At 59.7% G+C, this 25558-nt stretch carries 20 protein-coding genes, 1 tRNA gene and 1 pseudogene; 16 read left to right on the forward strand and 6 right to left on the reverse strand.

Features of this window, described 5'->3' with window-relative positions; translation table 11 throughout:
- Positions 1-115: 115 nt before the first annotated feature.
- A complete protein-coding gene (locus AC1DVE_RS18250; protein WP_223458012.1) occupies positions 116-850 on the forward strand; it encodes a hypothetical protein in 735 nt (244 codons plus the stop codon).
- A gap of 61 nt (positions 851-911) precedes the next feature.
- Here the strand turns inward: AC1DVE_RS18250 and AC1DVE_RS18255 are convergent, their stop codons facing one another.
- Positions 912-1862: a hypothetical protein gene (locus tag AC1DVE_RS18255; protein WP_223458014.1), complete on the reverse strand. Its 951-nt coding sequence runs from the start codon at positions 1860-1862 to the stop codon at positions 912-914.
- Between the two features lie 564 nt (positions 1863-2426).
- Here AC1DVE_RS18255 and AC1DVE_RS18260 point away from each other — a divergent pair.
- From AC1DVE_RS18260 to AC1DVE_RS18270, 3 genes and pseudogenes are all read left to right on the forward strand, one after another.
- Positions 2427-3443, forward strand: a pseudogene (locus tag AC1DVE_RS18260) (methyl-accepting chemotaxis protein); the annotation flags it as partial.
- A gap of 102 nt (positions 3444-3545) precedes the next feature.
- Positions 3546-4301: a methyl-accepting chemotaxis protein gene (locus AC1DVE_RS18265; RefSeq protein ID WP_411741657.1), complete on the forward strand. Its 756-nt coding sequence runs from the start codon at positions 3546-3548 to the stop codon at positions 4299-4301.
- 110 nt (positions 4302-4411) lie between these two features.
- Positions 4412-5761, forward strand: a complete 1350-nt coding sequence (locus AC1DVE_RS18270) for a CoA transferase (protein WP_477784106.1) — start codon at positions 4412-4414, stop codon at positions 5759-5761.
- A 129-nt stretch (positions 5762-5890) separates the two neighbouring features.
- Here AC1DVE_RS18270 and AC1DVE_RS18275 read toward each other — a convergent pair whose 3' ends face one another.
- Positions 5891-6754 (reverse strand): DNA-3-methyladenine glycosylase family protein, encoded by an 864-nt coding sequence (locus AC1DVE_RS18275; protein ID WP_223543457.1) that lies wholly within the window; start codon positions 6752-6754, stop codon positions 5891-5893.
- Positions 6751-8178, reverse strand: a complete 1428-nt coding sequence (gene arcD / locus AC1DVE_RS18280; protein WP_223458022.1) for an arginine-ornithine antiporter — start codon at positions 8176-8178, stop codon at positions 6751-6753. Before arcD (AC1DVE_RS18280) ends, AC1DVE_RS18275 begins: the two co-directional genes overlap by 4 nt.
- Before the next feature lie 439 nt (positions 8179-8617).
- On the opposite strand from arcD (AC1DVE_RS18280), the gene arcD (AC1DVE_RS18285) reads away from it, so the two are divergent.
- From arcD (AC1DVE_RS18285) to AC1DVE_RS18340, 12 genes are all read left to right on the forward strand, one after another.
- Complete coding sequence (gene arcD / locus AC1DVE_RS18285) at positions 8618-10045, forward strand: arginine-ornithine antiporter (protein WP_223533823.1); 1428 nt, start codon at positions 8618-8620, stop codon at positions 10043-10045.
- 51 nt (positions 10046-10096) lie between these two features.
- Positions 10097-11353, forward strand: coding sequence for an arginine deiminase (arcA, locus tag AC1DVE_RS18290; protein ID WP_223533822.1), 1257 nt, complete (start codon positions 10097-10099; stop codon positions 11351-11353).
- A gap of 81 nt (positions 11354-11434) precedes the next feature.
- Positions 11435-12445 carry an ornithine carbamoyltransferase gene (locus AC1DVE_RS18295; protein ID WP_046042231.1) on the forward strand — a complete coding sequence of 337 codons (1011 nt, stop codon included), beginning with the start codon at positions 11435-11437 and terminating at the stop codon, positions 12443-12445.
- Positions 12446-12633: 188 nt separating this feature from the next.
- The gene (gene arcC, locus AC1DVE_RS18300; protein ID WP_150726702.1) at positions 12634-13563 is read left to right on the forward strand and encodes a carbamate kinase; all 930 of its coding nucleotides are present in this window, start codon (positions 12634-12636) and stop codon (positions 13561-13563) included.
- Between the two features lie 63 nt (positions 13564-13626).
- Complete coding sequence (locus AC1DVE_RS18305) at positions 13627-13989, forward strand: DUF5064 family protein (protein ID WP_223458028.1); 363 nt, start codon at positions 13627-13629, stop codon at positions 13987-13989.
- A 217-nt stretch (positions 13990-14206) separates the two neighbouring features.
- Positions 14207-15715 carry a sigma-54-dependent transcriptional regulator gene (locus AC1DVE_RS18310; RefSeq protein WP_223459510.1) on the forward strand — a complete coding sequence of 503 codons (1509 nt, stop codon included), beginning with the start codon at positions 14207-14209 and terminating at the stop codon, positions 15713-15715.
- 445 nt (positions 15716-16160) lie between these two features.
- Positions 16161-16544 (forward strand): glycine cleavage system protein GcvH, encoded by a 384-nt coding sequence (gene gcvH, locus AC1DVE_RS18315; protein WP_008047373.1) that lies wholly within the window; start codon positions 16161-16163, stop codon positions 16542-16544.
- An 11-nt stretch (positions 16545-16555) separates the two neighbouring features.
- Positions 16556-19408: an aminomethyl-transferring glycine dehydrogenase gene (gene gcvP / locus AC1DVE_RS18320; protein WP_477784107.1), complete on the forward strand. Its 2853-nt coding sequence runs from the start codon at positions 16556-16558 to the stop codon at positions 19406-19408.
- A gap of 114 nt (positions 19409-19522) precedes the next feature.
- Positions 19523-20899 carry an L-serine ammonia-lyase gene (locus tag AC1DVE_RS18325; protein ID WP_223533558.1) on the forward strand — a complete coding sequence of 459 codons (1377 nt, stop codon included), beginning with the start codon at positions 19523-19525 and terminating at the stop codon, positions 20897-20899.
- A 36-nt stretch (positions 20900-20935) separates the two neighbouring features.
- The gene (gene gcvT, locus AC1DVE_RS18330) at positions 20936-22060 is read left to right on the forward strand and encodes a glycine cleavage system aminomethyltransferase GcvT (protein ID WP_223459516.1); all 1125 of its coding nucleotides are present in this window, start codon (positions 20936-20938) and stop codon (positions 22058-22060) included.
- 403 nt (positions 22061-22463) lie between these two features.
- Positions 22464-22676 carry a cold-shock protein gene (locus AC1DVE_RS18335; RefSeq protein WP_007977299.1) on the forward strand — a complete coding sequence of 71 codons (213 nt, stop codon included), beginning with the start codon at positions 22464-22466 and terminating at the stop codon, positions 22674-22676.
- 96 nt (positions 22677-22772) lie between these two features.
- Complete coding sequence (locus tag AC1DVE_RS18340) at positions 22773-23261, forward strand: RDD family protein (protein ID WP_057713522.1); 489 nt, start codon at positions 22773-22775, stop codon at positions 23259-23261.
- Between the two features lie 135 nt (positions 23262-23396).
- Here AC1DVE_RS18340 and nadA read toward each other — a convergent pair whose 3' ends face one another.
- The 3 genes from nadA to queC form a co-directional block, all read right to left on the reverse strand.
- Positions 23397-24455: a quinolinate synthase NadA gene (nadA, locus tag AC1DVE_RS18345; RefSeq protein ID WP_095942772.1), complete on the reverse strand. Its 1059-nt coding sequence runs from the start codon at positions 24453-24455 to the stop codon at positions 23397-23399.
- 270 nt (positions 24456-24725) lie between these two features.
- A tRNA-Lys gene (locus AC1DVE_RS18350) sits at positions 24726-24801 on the reverse strand.
- 63 nt (positions 24802-24864) lie between these two features.
- Complete coding sequence (gene queC / locus AC1DVE_RS18355) at positions 24865-25557, reverse strand: 7-cyano-7-deazaguanine synthase QueC (RefSeq protein WP_223459520.1); 693 nt, start codon at positions 25555-25557, stop codon at positions 24865-24867.
- Between the last annotated feature and the right edge of the window lies 1 nt (position 25558).

The following is a 25558-nucleotide window of genomic DNA, read 5'->3' on the forward strand; positions in this document are numbered from 1 at the left end:
ACGGCACACTTGAAAGTACCTACTTCCTGTTCGGATTTCTCCTACGCGGTTATCAGGTCATCCATGACCGGGTTTGGCCGTTAAGCACCATGAAACCCCACAACGAGAAGCTGACATGAATGTAAGTGCCGCTGCATCTTTTCAAGTTCCGTATCCGCAAACATTGAAAGCGAACACAGAAACGGCTCAACCCGAGAAAGTTGAACGCCCGGTAATAAATGAGCAAAGGGGGAGGTTTCTCATCGACAAAATCATGGGTCGTGCGGAACAAAAAGGTTACACGCTCGAAGAACTGCAAGAGGTGGAAGCGTTTTTGGAGACGAACGATCGAGGCCCCGACGATTGTGGACTTTATTTTCGGATGAAGGGGGGCAGAGCTGGGTTCCTCCTCGGTAAAGAAATCCAGGCAGAGATAAAGCTCCGTGAAATGGAAGGGATTTACTCCGATTTCAAAAAAGACTTGCAAAGCAAATGGTCTGGCTTGGCCAATAAAGTAATGGGCTTCACCGTGGCCGAAGACGGTCAGTTGAAAGTCACTTCGCCCCCCGACACACTGACTGCCAGGGATGAGGAAATATTGAATACCCTGTTGAACGAGACCAAAGGTTTGCAAACCCTGACACTCAAGCATGCCAAGCTTGTGATCGAACTGGTCCAGATGGATAAACCACAGTTCGAAGGCAAGGTGAATCTTGACCTGCGCAACTTCCATAAGATGATTGACTATGGATTATTGCTGAACAAAGGTGCGCTTGACCTGAGAAATTCAGACTCCTGGCTGGATCAATTGCATAAAAACGCTGAAAAGTATCCGTTTGAAAAAAGGCAGGGGCTACACATCGAAGCCTGATCGTTTGATAAAGCCCGGTAACGCGGGTGTGCACTACCGCGTTGCCGGGAATATAACAGGCCTAGTTACGCAACATATTTTGATAGCATATCTGAGCAAATGAAACGTTCCGCACGTTGTAACCTCCCACCCCCGAATCCTCTTTGTGTTGAACCTGGATCAACCAATACCCCAGATTGTATTCAACTTCCCACTTATAGCGATACTTGCCACTGCTGGTCCAGAAAGGATCAGACTTCAACTGGCCATAACACCTGCCTAACTCAAGAGCTTGCGCAGCGCTGCCAGTGCTATCCGTTATAAGGTCAAACTTCTCGTCATCCGCCCCTTTGTTCAATATCAAAGTAGCGGTAGCGCCTTCGAGCGGTTGCCCGGTCGAATCCCTCAATCGGACCGACCAATTCAAGACTCTGTAGGCCTGCGTAGTCGCCCAGTAGTGCCGCAGATCACCGGTATCGCCCTGGACGCGACTGTCGGCGTAATAAGGCGCTGAACCCAACTCAAGGTCGTAGATATCATCCGCCACGAACGGGGCAGACGGCATCTTCGAAATGCGAACCTGAACTTCCTGATTCGGCTGCAAGCCAGAAACCGTAAAGGGTTTACCCCAAGGGATTACGGCCCAGTTTCCATCGCGATTGTATTCCAGCGTCAATGGCCCGCCTTTCGTCACACCTGCATGGATCCACACATCCTGCCCCCGTACCGCCATGAAGCTGTAATGCTTCACATCCGTTTCGTCAGCCAGACTGTCCTCAAGGGTGTTCAGTTTGTCCGGCAGTACCGTGGCCGCCGAGGGTATTTGAGAGGCGATACCCGAAATAGCCGCCGAGTTCAGAAAAGACATCGCAGGTGCCGCACCTGCCGCCAATAACATCCCCCAAAAAAACAACACCGAGCGCAACCCGGTCCTTTTAATGCAAGTAATACACATGATGGCTTTCTCATTATTTACTGTCAGATGCCAGAAGCCAAAACTTCCGGAAGCGTTCCACCGAGGTGGCATCTGCATTTAATCGGTCTGCCCTTAATGAGAAGCGGTACATATGTATTTCGTGAACTTCATTTAAAGCGCAAAAAGCACCCTGGACGTCGATGCCAAATTGATCACCGTCCATCCGTGACTTTTCCTCTTTTTACCCCCATTTTCGGCACATTTTTCTGCGCAAACGTTCAACCACTACCGTTCGTCGAGTTGCCCCTCATGTAACCTCAGCGCCACGCCGATGTGCATTGATCGGCGCTAAATGGATTTAGCGTGTGAGCCGCAACGGCCCACAGCCAACACTTCATCCATTCGCGAGTTCGCCCCATGTTCGACTCACTGTCCATCCGCCTGAAAATCGTCCTGCTGTCCGGTCTGTGCCTGCTGGGCGTCGTCGCCTTGATAGTGGGCATGAACATCTACCAGACCAATCAGAACGATGACCTGGTCAGCGATTCCAGCAGCAGAATGCTCACCGCCAGTGTGCAGGACCTGCTCCAGGCCAAAGCCGCCGAGCAAGCGGTGCGGGTGCAGAAGACCTTCGGTGAAACCCTGACGGTGGTGACCGCCCTCGCGGATCAGATCCAGGACATGCGCAACCTCGCCGCCAAGCGCTCGCTTGAACCCGGCGCCCTGCGTGAAGAGTTGAACCAGAGCCTGAAAACCGCCTTCGAGCGCAACAGCAAGGTGCTGGGGATCTGGCTGGCGTTCGAACCCAACGGCCTGGACGGCAAGGACAGCGAATTCGCCAACGACGCCGCCCGCCAGTCCAACGAGATCGGTCGTTTCGCCACGTACTGGAGCCGCGCTGGAGGTGATGCCCTCAACACGATCATGGTCGAAGAGGACATGACCAAAACCACCCTGAACCTCAGCGGCACGCCGTACAACGTCTGGTACACCTGCCCGCGGGACAGCAAGCGCACCTGCCTGCTCGACCCCTACGCCGATACTGTCGGCGGCAAGGAAGTGTTGATGACCACCATTTCTGTACCGCTGCTGGAGAATGGCAAGTCCATCGGCGTGGTCGGTATCGACATCGCCCTCGATGCCCTGCAAGCGGCGGCGGTCGACTCCCAACGCGACCTGTTCAACAGTGCCGGGCACATGCTCATCGTTTCCGGTACTGGCGTGCTGGCCGCCTACAGTGTCGATGCCGGCAAAGTCGGCAAGAACATCGGCGACACCCTGGGCGCCGATGGCAAGGACATCCTGCAATTGCTCGCGAATGGCGCGCCGAAGATTCTCCAGCAAGGCGACCTGATCCGCGCGGTATACCCGGTCAGCCCGATTGTCGATGCCAAGGCCTGGGCCGTGGTGATCGACCTGCCCAGGCAAGTGCTGCTGGCCGACTCGGTGAAGCTGCAAGCGGTACTCGACGATGCCCAGCAAAGCGGCACACTCAAGGCGCTGTCGGTGGCGGTGATTGCCGGCCTGCTCGGGCTGTTGCTGATGTGGCTCACCGCGTCCGGCGTGACCCGCCCGATCAACAGCGTGGCACAAATGCTCAAGGCGATTGCCAGTGGCGACGGCGACCTGACCCAGCGCCTGCACTACAGCAAGCAGGACGAACTGGGCGAACTGGTGAGCTGGTTCAACCGCTTCCTCGAAAAGCTGCAACCGACCATCGCGCAGATCAAGCAAAGCATCACCGATGCCCGTGGCACCGCCGATCAGTCGTCGGAGATTGCCCGCCAGACCAGTGAAGGCATGCAGGTACAGTTCCGCGAAATCGACCAGGTCGCCACCGCGTCCAACGAAATGAGCGCCACCGCCCACGATGTCGCCAACAGCGCCTCGAACGCGGCGAATGCAGCGAAAGGTGCCGACCAGTCGGCCCGCGACGGCATGTCGATCATCGAGCGCAGCACTCGCGACATCAATCAACTGGCCGAAGAGGTCAGCAAGGCCGTGACCGAAGTCGAAGCCCTGGCGGCCAACAGCGAGCAGATCGGTTCGGTGCTGGAGGTGATTCGCAGCATCGCCGAACAAACCAACCTGCTGGCGCTCAACGCCGCCATCGAAGCCGCCCGTGCCGGTGAAGGCGGTCGAGGCTTTGCTGTGGTCGCCGATGAAGTGCGCAACCTGGCCAAGCGTACCCAGGACTCGGTGGAAGAAATTCGCCTGGTGATCGAGCGCATCCAGTCCGGCACCCGCGGCGTGGTCGCCACCATGCATTCGAGCCAGACCCAGGCCCACAGCAACGCCGGGCAGATCCAGCAGGCGGTCCAGGCCTTGGGCAAGATCAGCGACGCGGTCACCGTGATCAGCGACATGAACCTGCAAATCGCCAGCGCCGCCGAGCAGCAAAGCGCCGTCGCCGAGGAGGTCAACCGCAACGTCTCGGCGATCCGCACCGTTACCGAAACCCTGACCGGCCAGGCCACCGAATCGGCGCAGATCAGCAGCCTGCTCAACTCGCTGACCAACCACCAGATGAAGTTGATGGACCAGTTCCGCGTTTAGGAAGCACCACCGATCAATGTGGGAGCGAGCAAGCCCGCTCCCACAAAGGGATTTCATCTGGCCTCAGTTTTTTGATCTAAGATCTGGCTCTCGCTCCGGAGGGCTCTTCAATGACTGATCTGCTCACGTCCATTCAAGCCGCACTCGGTTTGCCTCACACCCCGATTCCATTCACGTCCAGCGGTGCCCTGCCCTCGGCGTTTGCCGTCACGGATCTGGCCTGCGCCAGCATCGCTGCCGCCGGCCAGGCCGCCAGCGAACTGCTGCACCAACAAACCGGACGCCTGCCCGACCTTGAGGTTGACCGGCGCCTGGCGTCTTTCTGGTTCGCGACCTCGATTCGCCCGCTTGGCTGGAGCGTTCCGCCGTTGTGGGACCCGATCGCCGGTGACTACGCCACCCGCGATGGCTGGATTCGCCTGCACACCAACGCGCCCCATCACCGCGCCGCTGCCGAAAGCGTGCTCGGCGCCTGTGCCGACCGAGCAGCGATGACCGGCAAAGTCGTGCAATGGGCGAAAAGCGAGCTGGAGCAGGCGGTGGTCGATGCCGGTGGTTGCGCCGCCGAAATGCGTACCTGGGAACAATGGCAGACCCATCCTCAAGGACAGGCGGTAAATGCCGAACCCTTGATTCTGTTCGCCAACCACCCAAGCCAGAACAGCAAACCGTGGACAGGTTCAGTTGCTCGACCACTGGCCGGCATCAAGGTGCTGGACTTGACCCGAGTACTGGCAGGCCCCATCGCCAGTCGCTTTCTGGCTGGCCTTGGCGCCGATGTCTTGCGCATCGATCCGCCGACCTGGAACGAGCCAGGGGTGGTGCCGGAAGTCACCTTGGGAAAACGCTGCGCGCGCCTTGATCTGAACGACAGGGCCGACCGCGCTGTATTCGAATGCCTGCTCAAGGACGCCGACATCCTGCTCCACGGCTATCGCGCCGATGCACTGGAGCGACTTGGCCTGGGCATGAATGAGCGCCGGCAACTGAACCCCGGCCTGATCGATGTTTGCCTCAACGCCTATGGCTGGAGCGGCCGCTGGCAAAACCGACGGGGCTTCGACAGCCTGGTGCAGATGAGCAGTGGCATTGCCGAAGCGGGCATGTGCTGGAAGCAGGCGGACAAGCCGACGCCATTGCCGGTGCAAGCCCTCGATCACGCCACCGGGTACTTGATGGCGGCCAGTGCAATCAGATTGTTGTCGCAGCGGTTGAACGACGGTACGGGGGGCTCGGCGCGATTGTCGTTGGCACGTACGGCGAGGTTGTTGATCGAGGCTGGGGCCGGGTCCGATGAGCCGTTGCGGGCAGAGGATCAAAAGGATCAGGGAATGGTGGTGGAGCAGACGCCGTGGGGGCCAGCGTATAGGTTACATGTGCCGCTTAAGATGATCGGGACACCGTTGCAATGGACATTGCCAGCAACTGATTTGGGTTCACATCGCGCGCAGTGGTGGTGACCGTCAGATCGCCTTCGCGGGCAAGCCCGCTCCCACAGGGACTGCGTTTTTCCTGACTATCGCGATCAAATGTGGGAGCGGGCTTGCCCGCGAAGGCGTCAGGACTATCAGCACAAAACCCGGATCAGCTCAGTCCGCCCGACTCAAAGAAGTCCACAGCACCTGCGCCGCATACCCTCGATAAGGACGCCACCCTTCAGCCCGCAACAACAGCTGCTTCGCTGTCACCGGCTCACCCTCCAGCGCCGCCAGCGCATTGATCAGCCCGACATCACCATTGGGAAACCCATCCATCTCCCGCAACTGACGCAAGGCAATGTATTGCGCCGTCCAGTCACCAATCCCGTGCAACGCCAGCAAGCGCGCTACGCCCCCCTCCCGACCGGGTTCAAACAATCGCGGATCATCGAGCAGTGCCTGAGCTACCCCCGACAAGGTCCGGCCTCGGCTTTTCGGCATGCCCAGCGCTGCCAGATCCGCTCCCGCCAGCACATCAGCCGTGGGAAACACATGGCTCAATCCCGACTGCGCTGAACTCAATGGCACACCGTACTGCGCAACCAGTTTGCCCGCCAACCGGATCGCCGCCGCCACCGTAATCTGCTGCCCCAGTACCGCACGGATCGCCAGCTCCAACCCATCCCACGCCCCCGGTACGCGCAGGCCCGGGCGTTCGGCAATCAACCGCGCCATCAGCGGATCAACCGCCAGGTGTCGGTGAATCGTGGGCAGGTCGGCATCCAGGTCGAACATTCGCCGCACTCGCGCAACGATCTCGGGCACGGCAGCAGCCTCTGGAAAGTCCAGGCTCAGCTCAAGTGCATCGGATGTAGCAGGCTGGATCGAAAACGTACCGTAAACGCCATGCAAGTCGATGCTGCGCGAGTAAACACTCTCGACCACCGTTTCCAGGCCAACGATCGCCCGCGCCGACAAGAACCCCAGCAACGCCGGCCAGTCATAGGGCGGCTGGTACGCCAGCAACAACCTCACAGACTGAGCAACCCGCTGTACAACCCATAAGCCGCCAGCCCCGCACCACCGATGACACAGGTGAAAATGCCTTTCTCGACCACCGTGAACAATGGTTTGCCCTGCTCATTACGTGCCTTGGCAAACAGGATCACACCCGGCGCATACAGCAACGCCGACAGCAGCAAATATTTCAGGCCGCCGGCATACAGCAACCACACCGCGTAGCCCAGGGCGATACCACCGATCAGCAGATCCTTGATCCGCTCGGCGGATGCCTGTTGGTAGGTTTCACCCCGTGCGCACAACAACACCGCATAGGCCGCCGACCACAGGTACGGCACCAGAATCATCGAGGACGCCAGATAAATCAGGCTGGTGTAGGTGCCGGCGGAAAACAGCGTGATCAACAGGAACAGCTGGATCATCGAGTTGGTCAGCCACATCGCATTGACCGGCACACGGTTGGCGTTTTCCTTGGTCAGGAATGCCGGCATGGTTTTGTCTTTCGCCGTGGCGAACAGGATTTCGGCGCACAGCAGCGCCCAGGACAATAAGGCCCCCAACAGCGAGATCGCCAGGCCGACACTGATCAGCAACGCCCCCCAGGGGCCGACGATATGTTCAAGCACCGCCGCCAGCGAGGGGTTCTGCAGTTTCGCCAGTTGCGGCTGGGTCATGATCCCCAGCGACAGCACGTTCACCAGCACCAGCAGCGCCAACACCCCAATGAACCCGATCACCGTCGCCCGGCCCACGTCGGAGCGTTTCTCTGCCCGGGCCGAATAGACACTGGCGCCCTCGATACCGATGAACACGAACACGGTGACCAGCATCATGTGCCGAACCTGATCCATCACGCTGCCGAATTCCGGGTTGTTGCGCCCCCAGATATCGAGGGTAAAGATGTCCGCCTTGAACGCCACGGCGGCAATCACGACGAACATGATCAGCGGCACAATCTTGGCCACGGTGGTCACCTGGTTGATGAACGCCGCCTCCTTGATCCCGCGCATCACCACAAAATGCACGGTCCAGAGCAGCACCGAAGCGCAGACGATGGCGATCGGCGTGTTGCCTTCACCAAAGACCGGAACGAAATAACCGAGGGTACTGAACAGCAGCACGAAGTAGCCGACGTTGCCCAGCCAGGCGCTGATCCAGTAGCCCCAGGCCGAAGAAAAACCCATGTAGTCGCCGAACCCGGCCTTGGCATAGGCGTACACCCCGGAGTCCAGCTCCGGCTTGCGGTTGGCCAGGGTCTGGAACACAAACGCCAGGGTCAGCATGCCGACGGCAGTGATTGCCCAACCGATCAGGATTGCCCCGGCATCGGCCCTGGCCGCCATGTTTTGCGGCAGGGAAAAAATCCCGCCGCCGATCATCGAACCCACCACCAACGCGATCAATGCGCTCAGGCGAAGCTTGTTCGGTGATTGCGCCATCGTTGCATCTCCATATTGGGGGGGCGACAACTGCCGCGACATCGTCACATAACGGGCGTCAACTAAACTGTTGAAGAGTAATAACGTTTATTGGATAACGCCAACATACGTCTTTTACTTGCACAAAACGGCTATTAGAGGCGCCGATATAATCATTTGTTGTATACGTTTTTCTAATACATCAATTTTGTACAAAAAACCCACGAGGAAAATTTGCGAATTCTCAAAAACCAACTAGCGTCATAATTCGAAACAAACTTTAAAAGTACTGAAATAATGTACAAAAGGCTCTAGAACAAGCGTTACAGACAGCCGCCTTGCAAATGATGGCACTCCGCCAACAAACTGGGAACGCTCTCATTTAGTGATCCAAGTCAGCTGATTGGATAGCCAACGGAATTAGTCTGTTGCCTCTCTTCTCCTGCATTGGAGTCATGCAATGTCTGAAGCTCCCGGAAAACTGAAACTCGGCGCGCTGGTTGCGTTAGTCGTGGGTTCGATGATTGGTGGCGGTATCTTTTCCTTGCCACAAAACATGGCCGCCAGTGCGGATGTCGGCGCCATTCTGATCGGTTGGGCGATCACTGCCGTCGGCATGCTCACCCTGGCGTTCGTGTTCCAGACCCTGGCCAACCGCAAACCCGATCTTGATGGCGGGGTTTACGCCTACGCCAAGGCCGGTTTCGGCGACTACATGGGCTTCTCGTCCGCCTGGGGGTACTGGATCAGTGCCTGGCTGGGCAACGTGGGGTACTTCGTACTTTTGTTCAGCACCCTCGGCTACTTCTTTCCGCTATTTGGGGAGGGGAATACCCCCGCAGCCGTGATCGGCGCCTCGGTGCTGCTCTGGGCCGTACATTTCCTCGTACTGCGAGGAATAAAGGAAGCCGCGTTCATCAACCTGGTGACCACCGTAGCCAAGATCGTGCCGCTGCTGCTGTTCATGTTGATTGCGGTGTTCGCCTTCAAACTGGACATCTTCACCGCCGACATCTGGGGCCTGAAGAACCCGGACCTGGGCAGCGTGATGGACCAGGTGCGCAAAATGATGCTGGTCACCGTGTGGGTGTTCATCGGCATCGAAGGCGCGAGCATCTTTTCGGCCCGCGCGGAAAAACGCAGCGATGTGGGTAAAGCCACCGTGATCGGCTTTGTCACCGTGCTGCTGTTTTTAGTCCTGGTGAATGTGCTGTCGCTGGGGATCATGACCCAGCCGGAACTGGCCAAACTGCAGAACCCGTCAATGGCCGCCGTGCTGGAACACGTGGTCGGTCACTGGGGCGCGGTGCTGATCAGCGTCGGCTTGATCATCTCGTTGCTGGGGGCGCTGCTGTCGTGGGTGCTGCTGTGCGCGGAGATCATGTTCGCCGCCGCCAAGGACCACACCATGCCGGCGTTTTTGCGCAAGGAAAACGCCAACCATGTACCGGTCAACGCCCTGTGGCTGACCAATGCCATGGTGCAGGTTTTCCTGATCATCACACTGTTCTCTGCCAGCACTTACCTGTCGCTGATCTACCTCGCCACCTCGATGATCCTGGTGCCTTACCTGTGGTCGGCGGCCTACGCCTTGCTGTTGGCAGTGCGCGGCGAAAGTTACGAAGGCGCGGCGGGCGAGCGGCAGAAGGATCTCATTATCGGCGCGGTGGCCCTGATCTACGCGATCTGGCTGCTGTACGCCGGCGGCATCAAATACCTGCTGCTGTCCGCCCTGCTCTACGCCCCCGGCGTGACCCTGTTCGCCAAGGCCAAGCTGGAAATCAACAAACCGGTTTTCACCAACGTAGAGAAGCTGATTTTCGCTGTGGTGGTCGTCGGCGCCGGGGTGGCGGCCTACGGTCTCTATGACGGCTTCCTGACCCTTTAGCTCCTGTTTCTAGAAGCACAACCCTGTTTTGTCATCTGGAGGATCACTGTAATGACCAAGGAAAAAGTTAAGTACGGCGTCCATTCCGAAGCCGGCAAACTGCGCAAAGTCATGGTTTGCTCCCCAGGCCTGGCCCATCAGCGGCTGACCCCGAACAACTGCGATGAACTGCTGTTCGATGACGTGTTGTGGGTGGCCCAGGCCAAACGCGACCACTTCGACTTCGTCACCAAGATGCGCGAACGCAACGTCGATGTGCTGGAAATGCACAACCTGCTGACCGACATCGTCGCCATCCCCGAAGCCCTGGACTGGATTCTGGAACGCAAGATCACCGCCAACTCGGTGGGCCTGGGCCTGATCAATGAAACCTCGTCGTGGCTGCGCAGTCTGGAGCCGCGCAAGATCGCCGAGTTTCTGATCGGTGGTGTCTCGGGCGACGATTTGCCCACCAGTTTCGGTGGCAAGGCCATCGAGATGTTCCGCGACTTCCTCGGCAACTCCAGCTTCATCCTGCCGCCGCTGCCCAACACCCAGTTCACCCGAGATACCACCTGCTGGATCTACGGTGGCGTCACCCTCAACCCGATGTACTGGCCGGCGCGCCGTCAGGAAACCCTGCTGACCACCGCCATCTACAAGTTCCACCCCGAGTTCACCAACGCCGACTTCCAGATCTGGTACGGCGACCCGGACAAAGAACATGGCAATTCTACCCTTGAGGGCGGTGATGTGATGCCGATCGGCAACGGCGTGGTGTTGATCGGCATGGGCGAACGCTCGTCGCGCCAGGCCATTGCCCAACTGGCGGTGAACCTGTTCAAAAACAAGGCCGTCGAGAAAGTGATCGTCGCCGGCCTGCCGAAATCCCGCGCGGCGATGCACCTGGACACCGTGTTCAGCTTCTGCGATCGCGACCTCGTCACGATCTTCCCGGAAGTGGTGAACCAGATTGTCGCCTTCACCCTGCGTCCCGATGAAAGCAAGGCGGGCGGCATCGACATCCGTCGCGAAGAAACCAACTTCCTCGACACCGTGGCCCAGGCCCTGAACCTCAAAGCGTTGCGCGTGGTGGAAACCGGCGGCAACAGCTTCGCCGCCGAACGCGAGCAATGGGACGACGGCAACAACGTAGTGGCCGTGGAACCGGGCGTGGTCATCGGCTACGACCGCAATACCTACACCAACACTCTGCTGCGCAAAGCCGGCGTGGAAGTGATCACCATCAGCGCCGGCGAACTCGGCCGGGGACGGGGCGGCGGCCATTGCATGACCTGCCCGATCATCCGCGATCCGATTGACTACTAACCTATTACCTTGGCCCGCGCTGCCCTCTACCCAAGGGCATGCGCAAGCCAAGGGGATAACCGACACCTTAGGAGATCCAAAATGGCGTTCAATATCCATAACCGCAATCTGCTGAGCCTGGAACACCACACCCCTCGCGAATTGCGCTACCTGCTCGACCTGTCCCGCGACCTCAAGCGTGCCAAGTACACCGGCACCGAACAGCAGCATCTCAAGGGCAACAACATCGCGCTGATCTTCGAAAAGACCTCGACCCGCACCCGCTGCGCGTTCGAAGTTGCAGCCTATGACCAGGGCGCCAACGTCACCTACATCGACCCGAACTCTTCGCAGATCGGCCACAAGGAAAGCATGAAGGACACCGCCCGCGTGCTCGGGCGCATGTACGACGCCATCGAGTATCGTGGCTTCAAACAGGAAATCGTCGAGGAACTGGCCAAGTTCGCCGGCGTACCGGTGTTCAACGGCCTGACCGACGAGTATCACCCGACGCAAATGATCGCCGACGTGCTGACGATGCGTGAACACGCCGACAAGCCCATCCACGAGATCAGCTACGCCTACCTGGGCGACGCGCGCAACAACATGGGTAACTCCCTGTTGCTGATTGGCGCCAAGCTCGGCATGGACGTGCGCATCTGCGCGCCAAAAGCCCTGTGGCCGGCGGACGACCTGGTGGCTCGCTGCAAACAGTACGCAGAAGAAAGCGGCGCGCGCATCACCCTCACCGAAGACCCGAAAGCGGCGGTCAAGGGCGTGGACTTCATCCACACCGACGTGTGGGTGTCGATGGGCGAGCCGGTCGAAGCCTGGGCCGAACGCATCCAGCAACTGCTGCCGTATCAGGTCAACGCCGAACTGATGAAAGCCACCGGCAACCCGCGCACCAAGTTCATGCACTGCCTGCCGGCGTTCCACAACAGCGACACCAAGATCGGCAAGCAGATTGCCGAGCAGTACCCGCACCTGAAGAACGGCATCGAAGTGACCGATGACGTGTTCGAGTCGCCAGCCTGTATCGCCTTCGAGCAAGCGGAAAACCGCATGCACACCATCAAGGCGATTCTGGTGTCGACGCTGGCTGATCTCTGACGGCTGACTCGCTCCCACTGACGCAACGCGGTCAATGTGGGAGCGGGCTTGCTCGCGAAAGCGCTGTATCAGACAACAATGATGTCGACTGACGCTCCGTCTTCGCGAGCAAGCCCGCTCCCACACTGGCCCGATTCCAACCGGGAGATCGAGTTGTTTGTGACTTCTCTTTTAGAAGGACTAGCACCATGCGTATCGTCGTTGCTCTGGGCGGTAATGCCCTGCTCCGCCGGGGCGAACCCATGACCGCTGACAACCAGCGCGCCAACATCCGGATCGCCACCGAACAGATCGCCAAGATCCATCCCGGCAACCAACTGGTCATCGCTCATGGTAATGGCCCTCAGGTCGGCCTGCTCTCATTGCAGGCGGCGGCCTACACCTCGGTTTCGCCCTATCCGCTGGACGTGCTCGGTGCCGAAACCGAAGGCATGATCGGCTACATCATCGAACAGGAACTGGGCAACCTGCTGGACTTCGAAGTGCCCTTCGCGACCCTGCTGACCCAGGTCGAAGTCGATGCCAATGACCCGGCCTTCAAAAACCCTACCAAACCCATTGGCCCGGTCTACAGCAAGGCCGAGGCGGAACAACTCGCTGCAGAGAAAGGCTGGGCCATTGCCCCGGACGGCGACAAATACCGTCGCGTGGTCGCCAGCCCGAAACCCAAACGCATCTTCGAAATCCGTCCGATCAAATGGCTGCTGGAAAAAAGCAGCATCGTGATCTGCGCCGGCGGTGGCGGCATTCCGACCATGTATACCTCGCCCGGCAAACTCGAGGGCGTCGAAGCGGTCATCGACAAGGACCTGTGCTCGGCGCTGCTGGCCGAACAGCTTGAAGCCGATCTGCTGGTGATCGCCACCGACGTCAACGCCGCGTTCATCGACTTTGGCAAACCCACGCAGAAAGCCATTGCCCAGGCACACCCCGACGAAATGGAAAAACTCGGCTTCGCCGCCGGCTCCATGGGACCGAAGGTGCAGGCAGCCTGCGAATTCGCGCGCCATACTGGAAAAGTGGCGGTGATCGGCTCGCTCGCAGACATCGAAGCGATCGTCCAGGGCAAGGCCGGCACGCGCATCAGTACGGCGACACCGGGCATCAGCTATCAATAAACGAAACTGCGGGGCAGGCCTGAGGCCTGTCCTGATTCAAGATCTTTTGAAGGAGAGTCAACAATGGCAACGTTCGAGCCGGGTCACCTGCACATCGAGCGACACGCGCTGAACAAGGATGACGTCAGCTACAACATCTACCTCGACTATGAAGTCAGCCAGGATCCCAAGGAAGGCAAAGGGATGCTGTTCAAGATGCACGGCAGCATTCAGAACAAGGACATGAGCGAGTCGTTCTTCCTGCCCAAGGACATGGCCTACAACTTCGCCAGCAACGTCACCAAGATTGCCGAGAAGCACGGCATCCCGAAAACCCATAGCAACATCGGTTCGGTCCACAAGCATTACGACAAAATGTTCGAAGACGTGCGGGTGCAGTTGAACATGAAATCGGGCGACCCGGTCAAACCCGAGCACCTGGAGTAATCCAGTCTCCAAGTGGAAGCTGTACCTGTGGGAGCGGGCTTGCTCGCGAAAGCGGTGTATCAGTCGCCAACGATGGTGTCTGACACGACGCTTTCGCGAGCAAGCCCGCTCCCACATTGGTTCGGTGGGCACTTGCAAATCCGTTTCAAAATTTCACCATTAGCCCGCCCCAAGGCATACTTGCCACCCTTCGCACTGCAGAACCCAAAACCGCCCCATGCGTATCCACGTCAGTTTCATCGACCGCGTCGGTATCACCCAGGAAGTCCTGGCCCTGCTCGGCGGGCGCAATCTGAACCTGGATGCGGTGGAAATGGTCCCGCCCAATGTTTATATCGATGCCCCGACCCTGAGCGCGCAAGTCCTCGAGGAACTGCGCGATGCCCTGTTCAGCGTGCGTGGCGTGCAAGCGGTGACGGTGGTCGACATCCTGCCCGGCCAGCGCCGGCACTTGCAGCTCGACGCGTTGCTTGCTGCCATGACCGACCCGGTACTGGCACTGGACAGCGACGGCAAGGTGCTGCTGGCCAACCCGGCCCTGATCGCCCTGTACGGCCGCGAACCGGACGGTGAAAGCGTGGGCGACCTGTTTGCCGACCCGGCCTTGCTCGACGCCCTGCTCGAACACGGCTTTCGCCTGCCGCTGCGGGAAATCACCGTCAACGGCCAGACTTTGTTACTCGACGCCACTCCGATCACCGACGCCGGTGCCCTGCTGACCCTGTACCAACCGAACCGCATCGGCGAACGCCTTTCCGCGCTGCACCATGACCACGCCGAAGGTTTCGATGCCCTGCTCGGCGAGTCCCCGGTGATCCGCACCCTCAAGACGCGCGCCCAGCGTGTGGCGGCCCTCGATGCACCGTTGTTGATCCAGGGCGAAACCGGCACCGGCAAGGAACTGGTGGCCCGCGCCTGCCACGCCATCAGCGCCCGGCACAGTTCACCCTTTCTCGCGTTGAACTGCGCGGCATTGCCGGAGAACCTCGCCGAAAGTGAACTGTTCGGCTACGCCCCTGGTGCCTTCACCGGCGCACAACGGGGTGGTAAGCCGGGGTTGATGGAACTGGCCAACCAGGGCACGGTGTTTCTCGATGAAATCGGCGAGATGTCGCCGTACTTGCAGGCCAAATTGCTGCGTTTCCTCAACGACGGCAGTTTTCGCCGGGTCGGCGGTGACCGTGAGGTCAAAGTCAATGTGCGGATCCTCAGCGCCACCCACCGCGACCTGGAAAAAATGGTCAGCGAAGGGCAGTTCCGCGAAGACCTGTTCTATCGCCTCAACGTCCTCAACGTCGAAGTTCCGCCCCTGCGCGAACGCGGCCAGGACATCCTGCTGCTGGCCCGCTACTTCATGCAGCAAGCGTGTGCGCAGATCCAGCGACCAATCTGTCGCCTGGCGCCAGGCACTTATCCGGCGCTGCTGGGCAACCGCTGGCCGGGCAACGTGCGGCAATTGCAGAACGTGATCTTCCGTGCAGCGGCGATTTGCGAAAGCAGCCTGGTGGACATCGGCGACCTCGACATCGCCGGCACCTCGGTAGCGCGCCAGAGCGACCATGACGTCGACAGCCTGGAACAGGCCATGGATGAATTCGAGAAAACCCTGCTGGAAAAACTCTACGCCAGCTATCCCTCGACCCGGCAACTGGCGACCCGCCTGCAAACCTCCCACACGGCGATTGCCCATCGGTTGCGCAAGTATGGGATTCCCAACAAAGCCTGAGGCCTGACACCGAACAACTGTAGGAGCGAGCCGGCTCCGGGCGGCGTTCCGACGATAGCGGTGTGACATTCAACATTGATGTCGACTGACATGGCCTCATCGCGAGCAGGCTCGCTCCTACAGATTCCTCCGTCATCCGAAAAACCGCGCCAAAAACGACCTCAATCTGTACTGAAAGCGCTACAGCGGAACGATATCGCTACACCCCTCTCCGATCACGGCTGTGCAAGGCTTTGATCCACCTCGGCTTTCATCCTTGACATATGCCGTATCGATTTCGCTACAACGATTGAATTTCAGCCTTTGTCGAAACCACCTAAATCATTGATCAATAAGAATAAAAACAACGTTGGCCGCGTTCTTGCTATGTACTCCCCCATAACCCGGGCATTGCCCAAGCATTCAATCGCGTCCACCAGACGAGTCTGGCCCCTTAGGAGTTTCCATGAGCGAGTTGCGTTTTACTGAAGATCACGAATGGCTGCGCACCGAAGCTGACGGCAGCGTTACGGTCGGCATCACCGCGTTCGCACAGAACGCCCTGGGCGACGTGGTTTTCGTTCAACTGCCTGAGCTGCAGTCCTACGACAAAGGCGCCGAAGCCGCCACCGTGGAATCGGTAAAGGCTGCAAGCGGCGTGTACATGCCGCTGGACGGCGAAGTGCTGGAAGTGAACCCGGCGCTGGACAGCAGCCCTGAGCTGGTCAACGAAGATCCGCTGGGCGAAGGCTGGTTCTTCCGCTTCCAGCCAAGCGACGCCTCGGCTGTCGCCCAACTGCTGGATCAGGACGCCTACGACCGCCTGATCAAAGCCCAAGCCGAAGCCTGAGGAGCGCTGACATGACCCAAGTGAATCTGACTACCGCCAACGAATTCATCACCCGTCACATCGGCCCGCGCGCCGGTGACGAGCAATCCATGCTCAACAGCCTCGGTTTTGACTCCCTGGAAGCCCTGAGCGCCAGCGTGATTCCCGACAGCATCAAGGGCACCAGCGTCCTCGGCCTGGAAGACGGCTTGAGCGAAGCCGATGCCCTGGCCTTGATCAAGTCCATCGCGACTAAAAACCAGCTGTTCAAGACCTTCATCGGCCAGGGTTACTACGGCACCCACACGCCGTCGCCGATCCTGCGCAACCTGCTGGAAAACCCGGCCTGGTACACCGCCTACACCCCGTACCAGCCAGAAATTTCCCAGGGTCGTCTCGAAGCGCTGCTGAACTTCCAGACCCTGATCAGCGACCTCACCGGCCTGCCGATCGCCAACGCCTCGCTGCTCGACGAAGCCACCGCCGCAGCCGAAGCCATGACCTTCTGCAAACGCCTGAGCAAGAACAAGGGCAGCCACGCCTTCTTCGCCTCCGTGCATTGCCACCCGCAGACCCTTGACGTACTGCGCACCCGTGCCGAGCCTCTGGGCATCGACGTGGTGGTTGGCGACGAGCACGAACTGACTGACGTGACGCCATTCTTCGGCGCGCTGCTGCAATACCCGGCGAGCAACGGTGACGTGTTCGATTACCGCGAGCTGACCGAACGCTTCCACGCCGCCAACGCCCTCGTTGCCGTGGCTGCCGACCTGCTGGCCCTGACCGTGCTGGCCGCGCCGGGCGAATTCGGCGCTGACGTGGCCATCGGCAGTGCACAACGCTTCGGCGTGCCGCTGGGCTTCGGTGGCCCACACGCGGCGTACTTCTCCACCAAGGACGCGTTCAAGCGTGACATGCCGGGCCGTCTGGTCGGTGTTTCCGTAGACCGTTTCGGCAACCCGGCCCTGCGCCTGGCCATGCAGACCCGCGAGCAACACATCCGTCGCGAGAAAGCCACCAGCAACATCTGCACCGCGCAAGTACTGCTGGCCAACATCGCCAGCATGTACGCCGTGTACCACGGTCCAAAAGGCCTGACGCAGATCGCCAATCGCGTGCATCACCTGACTGCGATCCTGGCCAAAGGCTTGAGCGCACTGGGCCTGAACGTCGAGCAAGCGAGCTTCTTCGACACCCTGACCGCGAAGACCGGCGCGCAAACCGCGGCCCTGCACGACAAGGCACACGCCCAGCGCATCAACCTGCGCGTGGTCGATGGCGAGCGCCTGGGCCTGTCCCTGGACGAAACCACTACTCAGGCCGACGTGGAAACCCTGTGGAGCCTGCTGTCCGACGGTAAGGCCCTGCCAGACTTCGCCGCCCTCGCCGCCTCGGTGCAGAGCGCCATCCCGGCTGCGCTGGTGCGTCAGTCGCCGATCCTCAGCCACCCGGTGTTCAACCGCTATCACTCGGAAACCGAGCTGATGCGCTACCTGCGCAAACTGGCGGACAAGGACCTGGCGCTGGACCGCACCATGATCCCGTTGGGTTCGTGCACAATGAAACTCAACGCCGCCAGCGAAATGATCCCGGTGACCTGGGCCGAGTTCGGCGCCCTGCACCCGTTCGCCCCGGCCGAGCAAAGCGCCGGCTACCAGCAACTGACCGACGAACTGGAAGCAATGCTTTGCGCTGCCACCGGCTACGACTCGGTTTCGCTGCAACCGAACGCCGGCTCCCAGGGTGAATACGCAGGTCTGCTGGCGATCCGTGCCTACCACCAGAGCCGTGGCGAAGACCGTCGCGACATCTGCCTGATCCCGTCGTCGGCCCACGGCACCAACCCGGCCACCGCACAAATGGCCGGCATGCGCGTGGTCGTCACCGCCTGCGATGCCCGTGGCAACGTCGACATCGAAGACCTGCGCGCCAAAGCCATCGAGCACCGCGAACACCTCGCCGCGCTGATGATCACCTACCCGTCGACTCACGGCGTGTTCGAAGAAGGCATCCGCGAAATCTGCGGCATCGTTCATGACAACGGCGGCCAGGTGTACATCGACGGCGCCAACATGAACGCCATGGTCGGCCTCTGCGCCCCGGGCAAGTTCGGCGGCGACGTTTCGCACCTGAACCTGCACAAGACCTTCTGCATCCCCCACGGCGGTGGCGGCCCGGGCGTCGGCCCGATCGGTGTGAAATCGCACCTGGCACCATTCCTGCCGGGCCACGCACAGATGGAGCGCAAGGAAGGCGCCGTTTGCGCGGCACCGTTCGGCAGCGCGAGCATTCTGCCGATCACCTGGATGTACATTCGTATGATGGGTGGCGCGGGTCTCAAGCGTGCTTCGCAGCTGGCGATCCTCAATGCCAACTACATTTCCCGTCGCCTCGAAGAGCACTATCCAGTGCTGTACACCGGCAGCAACGGCCTGGTGGCGCACGAGTGCATCCTCGACCTGCGTCCACTGAAAGACAGCAGCGGCATCAGCGTCGATGACGTCGCCAAGCGCCTGATCGACTTCGGCTTCCACGCGCCGACCATGTCGTTCCCGGTAGCCGGCACGCTGATGATCGAGCCGACCGAAAGCGAATCCAAGGAAGAACTGGACCGCTTCTGCGACGCCATGATCCGCATCCGCGAAGAAATCCGCGCAGTGGAAAACGGCACCCTGGACAAGGACGACAACCCGCTGAAAAACGCCCCGCACACCGCCAAGGAGCTGGTGGGCGAGTGGTCGCACCCGTACAGCCGTGAGCAAGCGGTGTACCCGGTTGCGTCGCTGATCGAAGGCAAGTACTGGCCACCGGTCGGTCGCGTCGACAACGTGTTCGGCGACCGCAACCTGGTCTGCGCCTGCCCGTCGATCGAAAGCTACGCTTAAAGCAGCTACAAGCTACAAGCCTCAAGCTGCAAGAAAGAGCTGATCGGCTTTCAACTTGCGGCTTGTAGCTTGCTGCTTGCCGCTGCCTCAATAACAAGAAACCGGAGAACCACCATGTCGTTAAGCGTGTTCGACCTGTTCAAGATTGGCATCGGCCCCTCCAGCTCCCACACCGTCGGCCCGATGCGCGCCGCTGTGCGTTTCGTCGAAGGCCTGCGCCGTGAAGGGCTGCTGACGGCCACCACCTGCGTCAAGGTTGAGCTGTACGGCTCGCTCGGCGCCACCGGCAAAGGCCACGGCAGTGACAAGGCTGTGCTGCTGGGCCTGGAAGGCGAACACCCGGACACCGTGGATACAGAAACCGTCGCTGTGCGCCTGCAAGAAATTCGCAGCAACGGCCGCTTGAACCTGCTCGGCGAACACAGCATTGCGTTCAACGAGAAAGAACACCTGGCGATGATTCGCAAACCGTTGGCCTATCACCCCAACGGCATGATTTTTCGCGCCTTCGACGCGGCGGGCCTGCAGATCCGCAGCCGCGAGTACTACTCGGTCGGCGGCGGTTTTGTGGTCGATGAGGACGCCGCCGGCGCCGATCGCATCGTCGAAGACGCCACCCCCCTGACCTTTCCGTTCAAAAGTGCCAAGGATCTTCTCGGTCATTGCGTCAAATACGGGCTGTCGATCAGCCAGGTGATGCTGACCAACGAAAGCGCCTGGCGCCCGGAAGCGGAAACCCGCGCCGGCCTGCTGAAAATCTGGCAAGTGATGCAGGACTGCGTCGCCGCCGGATGCCGTAATGAAGGCATCCTGCCCGGCGGGCTGAAGGTCAAGCGCCGGGCCGCCGCGCTGCATCGGCAGTTGTGCAAGAACCCGGAATCGTCGTTGCGCGACCCGCTGTCGGTGCTCGACTGGGTCAACCTCTACGCCCTGGCGGTCAACGAGGAGAACGCCAACGGCGGGCGCGTCGTAACGGCGCCCACCAATGGTGCAGCGGGGATCATCCCAGCGGTGTTGCACTACTACATGCGCTTTATCCCGGGCTCCAATGACGACGGCGTGGTGCGATTCCTGCTGACCGCCGCGGCCATCGGCATTCTGTACAAGGAAAACGCCTCCATCTCCGGCGCCGAAGTCGGCTGCCAGGGCGAAGTCGGCGTCGCCTGCTCGATGGCCGCCGGTGCCCTGTGCGAAGTGCTTGGCGGCACTGTGCAACAAGTGGAGAACGCCGCGGAAATCGGCATGGAACACAACCTCGGACTGACCTGCGACCCGATTGGCGGGCTGGTGCAAGTGCCTTGCATCGAGCGCAACGCCATGGGCTCGGTCAAGGCCATCAATGCCGTGCGCATGGCCCTGCGCGGCGACGGGCAACACTTCGTCTCCCTCGACAAGGTCATTCGCACCATGCGCCAGACCGGCGCCGACATGAAAAGCAAATACAAGGAAACCGCCCGTGGCGGTTTGGCGGTCAACATTATCGAGTGCTGATGCGCGCTCATCTGCACCCTTCTTCAGGAGCTGAATATGTCCACCGAACAACTGTTGAAAACCCCGTTGCACGCACTGCACATCGAACTCGGCGCGCGCATGGTGCCGTTCGCCGGCTACGACATGCCCGTCCAGTACCCGCTGGGCGTGATGAAAGAACACCAGCACACCCGTGATCAGGCCGGGCTGTTCGATGTCTCGCACATGGGCCAGATCCGCCTGACCGGCGCCAATGCCGCCAAGGCCCTGGAAACCCTGGTGCCGGTGGACATCATCGACCTGCCGGTGGGCATGCAGCGCTACGCCATGTTCACCAATGCGACGGGCGGCATCCTCGACGACCTGATGGTCGCCAACCTGGGTAACGACGAACTATTCCTGGTGGTCAACGCCGCCTGCAAGGACCAGGACCTGGCCCACCTGCGCAAGCACATTGGCGACCAGTGCACGATCGAGCCGCTGTTCGAAGAGCGCGCTCTGCTCGCCCTGCAAGGCCCGGCTGCCGTGACCGTGCTGGCACGCCTGGCCCCTACAGTTGCAAAGATGACCTTCATGCAGTTCGCCCGCGTGAAGCTGCTGGGCGTGGACTGCTTTGTCAGCCGTTCGGGTTACACCGGTGAAGACGGTTTCGAAATTTCCGTACCCGCCGCCAGTGCCGAAGCCCTGGCTCGTGCGCTGCTGGCTGAAGCCGAAGTGGCCGCCATCGGCCTTGGCGCTCGTGACTCCTTGCGCCTGGAAGCCGGCCTGTGCCTGTACGGCCACGACATGAACACCGACACCACCCCGATCGAAGCAAGCCTGCTGTGGGCGATCTCCAAGCCACGTCGCGCTGATGGCGCACGGGCCGGCGGCTTCCCTGGCGCCGAAACCGTATTCGCCCAGCAACAGGCAGGCGTGAACCGCAAACGTGTAGGTCTGTTACCACAGGAACGTACCCCCGTGCGTGAAGGCGCCGAGATCGTCAACGAAGCCGGCGACATCATCGGTAGCGTCTGCAGCGGCGGTTTCGGGCCGACCCTGGGCGGTCCGCTGGCCATGGGTTACGTCGACAGCGCTTACATCGCACTGGACACACCGGTTTGGGCGATCGTTCGTGGGAAAAAGGTGCCTTTGCTTGTAAGCAAAATGCCATTTGTTCCACAACGCTACTATCGCGGCTGATTGAATGTTCCTATAAGTAACGCGGTTGCGTTAACGGTGCATTAATGTGTAACGCAACCGCCATATAACAGTGCATCGTTTGGCTATAAGCTTCGATTATGAACTTTGCTTATAACGATCGAAAACAACTGAACAAGACCAGGGAATAAGGCCCCGCTAGTGGACTTACTTTGCCATCAACCTGAGGAAATACGGGGCCTTCACAGGGCTTGTTTTTTCTCCCGTAGTTGGCGTAGAGTTTGTTCACTGTGTTTGCATGGGTCGCTTGGAATCGTGACCTGGGCAGTAGCCTACAAGTTAGCTACATCCCGTTCGACGTCTTCTTACTCTCCTGCAACCAGCCCCAGTACTCTTTCATGAGAAGGAGACTGTCATTAATTTTTTGCGTCAAAGGAAATAAGAAATGTCCCAACGTCAGAGCGGTACCGTCAAGTGGTTTAACGACGAGAAAGGTTTTGGTTTTATCACTCCTGAAAGCGGTCCGGATCTGTTCGTGCATTTCCGCGCCATCCAGGGCAACGGCTTCAAGAGCCTGAAAGAAGGCCAGAAAGTGACTTTCATCGCCGTGCAGGGCCAGAAAGGCATGCAGGCTGACGAAGTACAAGCAGAAGCCTAATCTTCTGTAACGAAAAAGCCCCTGATGCTGACATCAGGGGCTTTTTTGTGCGCGTAAATCCGTAAAATGGCTTCTTTTTTTCACCGAGAGCCTGCCATGTCGAAACACCTGCTTACTCCCCAGGGCGACTTTCCTGCCGCTGGCCTCGGTCGTCGCCTGGCAGCCATGTTCTATGATTTCCTGCTGTGCACCGCCCTGCTGATCGTCACCAGCGGCATCTACAAGATGATCCAGATGGCGATCATCGGCGAAGAAAGGATGCGCACACTGACCGAAGCCGGTGCGCTGGACGGCGATCCCTTGCTCTCCACAGTGCTGTTGTTCGTACTGTTCGGCTTCTTCGCCAAATTCTGGACCTGGTCCGGTCAGACGCTGGGCATGCAGGTCTGGTGCATCCGCGTGCAGAATGCCGACGGCTCGTCCATCAGCCTGTGGCAGGCGCTGCTGCGCTTTGTGGTGTCGATTGCCTCGCTGCTGTGTGTTGGCTTGGGATTCTTCTGGTCGCTGTTCGACAAGCAGAAGCGCAGCTGGCATGACATCTATTCAAATACCGAACTGGTGCGGATTCCGAAGAAGACCAAGTAATCCGGGCTTGCGCAAAACAATGTGGGAGCGGGCTTGCTCGCGAAAGCGGTGCCTCAGCCAACCTAGATGTCGACTGATTCACCCTCTTCGCGAGCAAGCCCGCTCCCACAGTTTTTACGACTTACCTGACAGACCTCAGGCGTTACCGGCCAGCTTCATCCGCGCCGCCTGAGTGAAATCAAGCATGCGCTTGAGCGGGCGAATCGCCTGCGGAATCAGTGCCGGGTCGACAAAGATCTCGTTCGACCCTTCCTTCAACGCCTTGAGCGTGCGCTCAAGGGTGTTCATGGCCATCCACGGGCAATGTGCACAACTGCGGCACGCCGCGCCGTTACCCGCCGTTGGGGCTTCGATAAAGACCTTGTCCGGGCACAGCTGCTGCATCTTGTAGAAAATGCCGCGGTCGGTCGCAACGATCAACGTCTTGTTCGGCAGGCTCTGTGCCGCCGCGATCAACTGACTGGTGGAACCCACGGCATCGGCCAATTCAATCACCGATGTCGGCGACTCCGGGTGCACCAGAATCGCCGCATCCGGGTACAGCGCCTTCATGTCTTCAAGCTGCTTGGACTTGAACTCTTCGTGAACGATGCAGGCACCGTCCCACAGCAGCATGTCGGCACCGGTCTGGCGCTGGATATAGGTCCCCAGGTGCTTGTCCGGGCCCCAGATGATGGTCTCGCCGTTGTCCATCAGGCTTTCGACGATTTCCAGCGCACAGCTTGAAGTCACCACCCAATCCGCTCGGGCCTTTACCGCAGCCGAAGTGTTGGCATACACCACCACCGTGCGTTCCGGATGTTGATCGCAGAACGCAGAAAATTCGTCCACCGGGCAACCCAGGTCGAGCGAACAAGTCGCTTCGAGCGTCGGCATCAGCACGCGTTTTTCCGGGTTGAGGATCTTGGCGGTCTCACCCATGAACTTCACGCCGGCGACGACCACGGTCTTGGCCGGATGGGCGTTGCCGAAACGGGCCATTTCCAGCGAGTCGGAGACACAACCGCCCGTCTCTTCGGCCAGCGCCTGAATCACAGGGTCACAATAGAAGTGGGCCACCAGCACCGCGTCCTGAGCCTTGAGCTCGGCAGCGATGGCAGCACGGTAATAAGCCTCTTCATCGGCGGTCAGCGGCTTGGGCTGTTTGGCGTCGAGGTGGGCTTGAACCAGAAGGCGTTCGGAAATTTGCGTCATGTTCGCAAGACCTGCAGGCGCATTCGCGCGAAAGTCGAGTATACACCCGGCTCCGGCCCCTTCAGGGTACCGCCGGGAAAGTGAGTATTCATCAGGCACGGACAGCGTTGAAGCTGCGCAAGGCTACAGAATATCCGACGGATGCAAAAGGTGATTCTGACCTGCGTCATGCGCAGCAGCCCGCTGCGGGGCTGACTTGAATCGCGGGCAAAAAAAAACCCGGAAATCCTCACTTGCGTGGGCCTTCCGGATTTTCTAAACCGCCAAAAATGGTGGGTCGTGTGGGATTCGAACCTACGACCAATTGGTTAAAAGCCAACTGCTCTACCAACTGAGCTAACGACCCGCTGTGTGGTGGCGCGTATAATACTGATTTTTAAGGACTATTCAACACCTATTTTGAAATAAATCAAAAATAAGGGGTTGGATCGCTGATTCCGGCCGCCGCAAAGCCTTCTGCACGCAGTCGGCAGCTGTCGCACTTGCCGCACGCACGGCCTTCATCGTCGGCCTGATAGCAGGAAACGGTCAGACCATAATCCACGCCAAGCTTAACGCCGGCCTGGACGATCTGCGCCTTGCTGAGGTTTTGCAGCGGTGCCTGGATGCGGAAGCCATTGCCTTCCACGCCGGCTTTGGTTGCCAGGTTGGCCATGCGCTCGAACGACTCGATGAATTCGGGACGGCAGTCCGGGTAACCGGAGTAATCCACCGCATTGACGCCGATGAAGATGTCCCGGGCGCCGAGCACTTCTGCCCAGCCCAGGGCCAGGGACAGGAACACCGTGTTACGCGCTGGCACGTAAGTCACCGGAATGCCCTCACCCAACTCTTCCGGAATATCGATGCTGCTGTCGGTCAGCGCCGAGCCACCCATGCCGTTCAGGTTCAGGCCGATCACCTTGTGCTCGACCACACCCTGGTCTCGCGCTACACGCTCGGCGGCGTGCAGTTCGGCGTGAGAGCGCTGACCGTAATCAAAGCTCATGGTGTAGCAGCTGTAGCCTTCGGCACGGGCCATGGCCACGACGGTCGCCGAGTCCAGGCCACCGGACAGCAGGATGACCGCACGTTTTTCAGGAGTGTTCAGTTGTTCAGTCATT

This window comes from Pseudomonas sp. P4_B4 (assembly GCF_056402255.1).

Excerpts from the sequence above, each read along its gene's own strand:
- queC (WP_223459520.1), bottom strand. The coding sequence starts at position 25,557 with ATGACTGAACAACTGAACACTCCTGAAAAACGTGCGGTCATCCTGCTG.
- AC1DVE_RS18310 (WP_223459510.1), top strand. The coding sequence starts at position 14,207 with ATGCGTATCCACGTCAGTTTCATCGACCGCGTCGGTATCACCCAGGAA.
- gcvP (WP_477784107.1), top strand. The coding sequence starts at position 16,556 with ATGACCCAAGTGAATCTGACTACCGCCAACGAATTCATCACCCGTCAC.
- nadA (WP_095942772.1), bottom strand. The coding sequence starts at position 24,455 with ATGACGCAAATTTCCGAACGCCTTCTGGTTCAAGCCCACCTCGACGCC.
- AC1DVE_RS18295 (WP_046042231.1), top strand. The coding sequence starts at position 11,435 with ATGGCGTTCAATATCCATAACCGCAATCTGCTGAGCCTGGAACACCAC.
- AC1DVE_RS18335 (WP_007977299.1), top strand. The coding sequence starts at position 22,464 with ATGTCCCAACGTCAGAGCGGTACCGTCAAGTGGTTTAACGACGAGAAA.
- arcC (WP_150726702.1), top strand. The coding sequence starts at position 12,634 with ATGCGTATCGTCGTTGCTCTGGGCGGTAATGCCCTGCTCCGCCGGGGC.
- AC1DVE_RS18255 (WP_223458014.1), bottom strand. The coding sequence starts at position 1,862 with ATGCAGATGCCACCTCGGTGGAACGCTTCCGGAAGTTTTGGCTTCTGG.
- arcA (WP_223533822.1), top strand. The coding sequence starts at position 10,097 with ATGACCAAGGAAAAAGTTAAGTACGGCGTCCATTCCGAAGCCGGCAAA.
- AC1DVE_RS18325 (WP_223533558.1), top strand. The coding sequence starts at position 19,523 with ATGTCGTTAAGCGTGTTCGACCTGTTCAAGATTGGCATCGGCCCCTCC.
- AC1DVE_RS18265 (WP_411741657.1), top strand. The coding sequence starts at position 3,546 with ATGCAGGTACAGTTCCGCGAAATCGACCAGGTCGCCACCGCGTCCAAC.
- arcD (WP_223458022.1), bottom strand. The coding sequence starts at position 8,178 with ATGGCGCAATCACCGAACAAGCTTCGCCTGAGCGCATTGATCGCGTTG.
- AC1DVE_RS18305 (WP_223458028.1), top strand. The coding sequence starts at position 13,627 with ATGGCAACGTTCGAGCCGGGTCACCTGCACATCGAGCGACACGCGCTG.
- arcD (WP_223533823.1), top strand. The coding sequence starts at position 8,618 with ATGTCTGAAGCTCCCGGAAAACTGAAACTCGGCGCGCTGGTTGCGTTA.
- AC1DVE_RS18270 (WP_477784106.1), top strand. The coding sequence starts at position 4,412 with ATGACTGATCTGCTCACGTCCATTCAAGCCGCACTCGGTTTGCCTCAC.
- gcvH (WP_008047373.1), top strand. The coding sequence starts at position 16,161 with ATGAGCGAGTTGCGTTTTACTGAAGATCACGAATGGCTGCGCACCGAA.
- gcvT (WP_223459516.1), top strand. The coding sequence starts at position 20,936 with ATGTCCACCGAACAACTGTTGAAAACCCCGTTGCACGCACTGCACATC.
- AC1DVE_RS18340 (WP_057713522.1), top strand. The coding sequence starts at position 22,773 with ATGTCGAAACACCTGCTTACTCCCCAGGGCGACTTTCCTGCCGCTGGC.
- AC1DVE_RS18250 (WP_223458012.1), top strand. The coding sequence starts at position 116 with ATGAATGTAAGTGCCGCTGCATCTTTTCAAGTTCCGTATCCGCAAACA.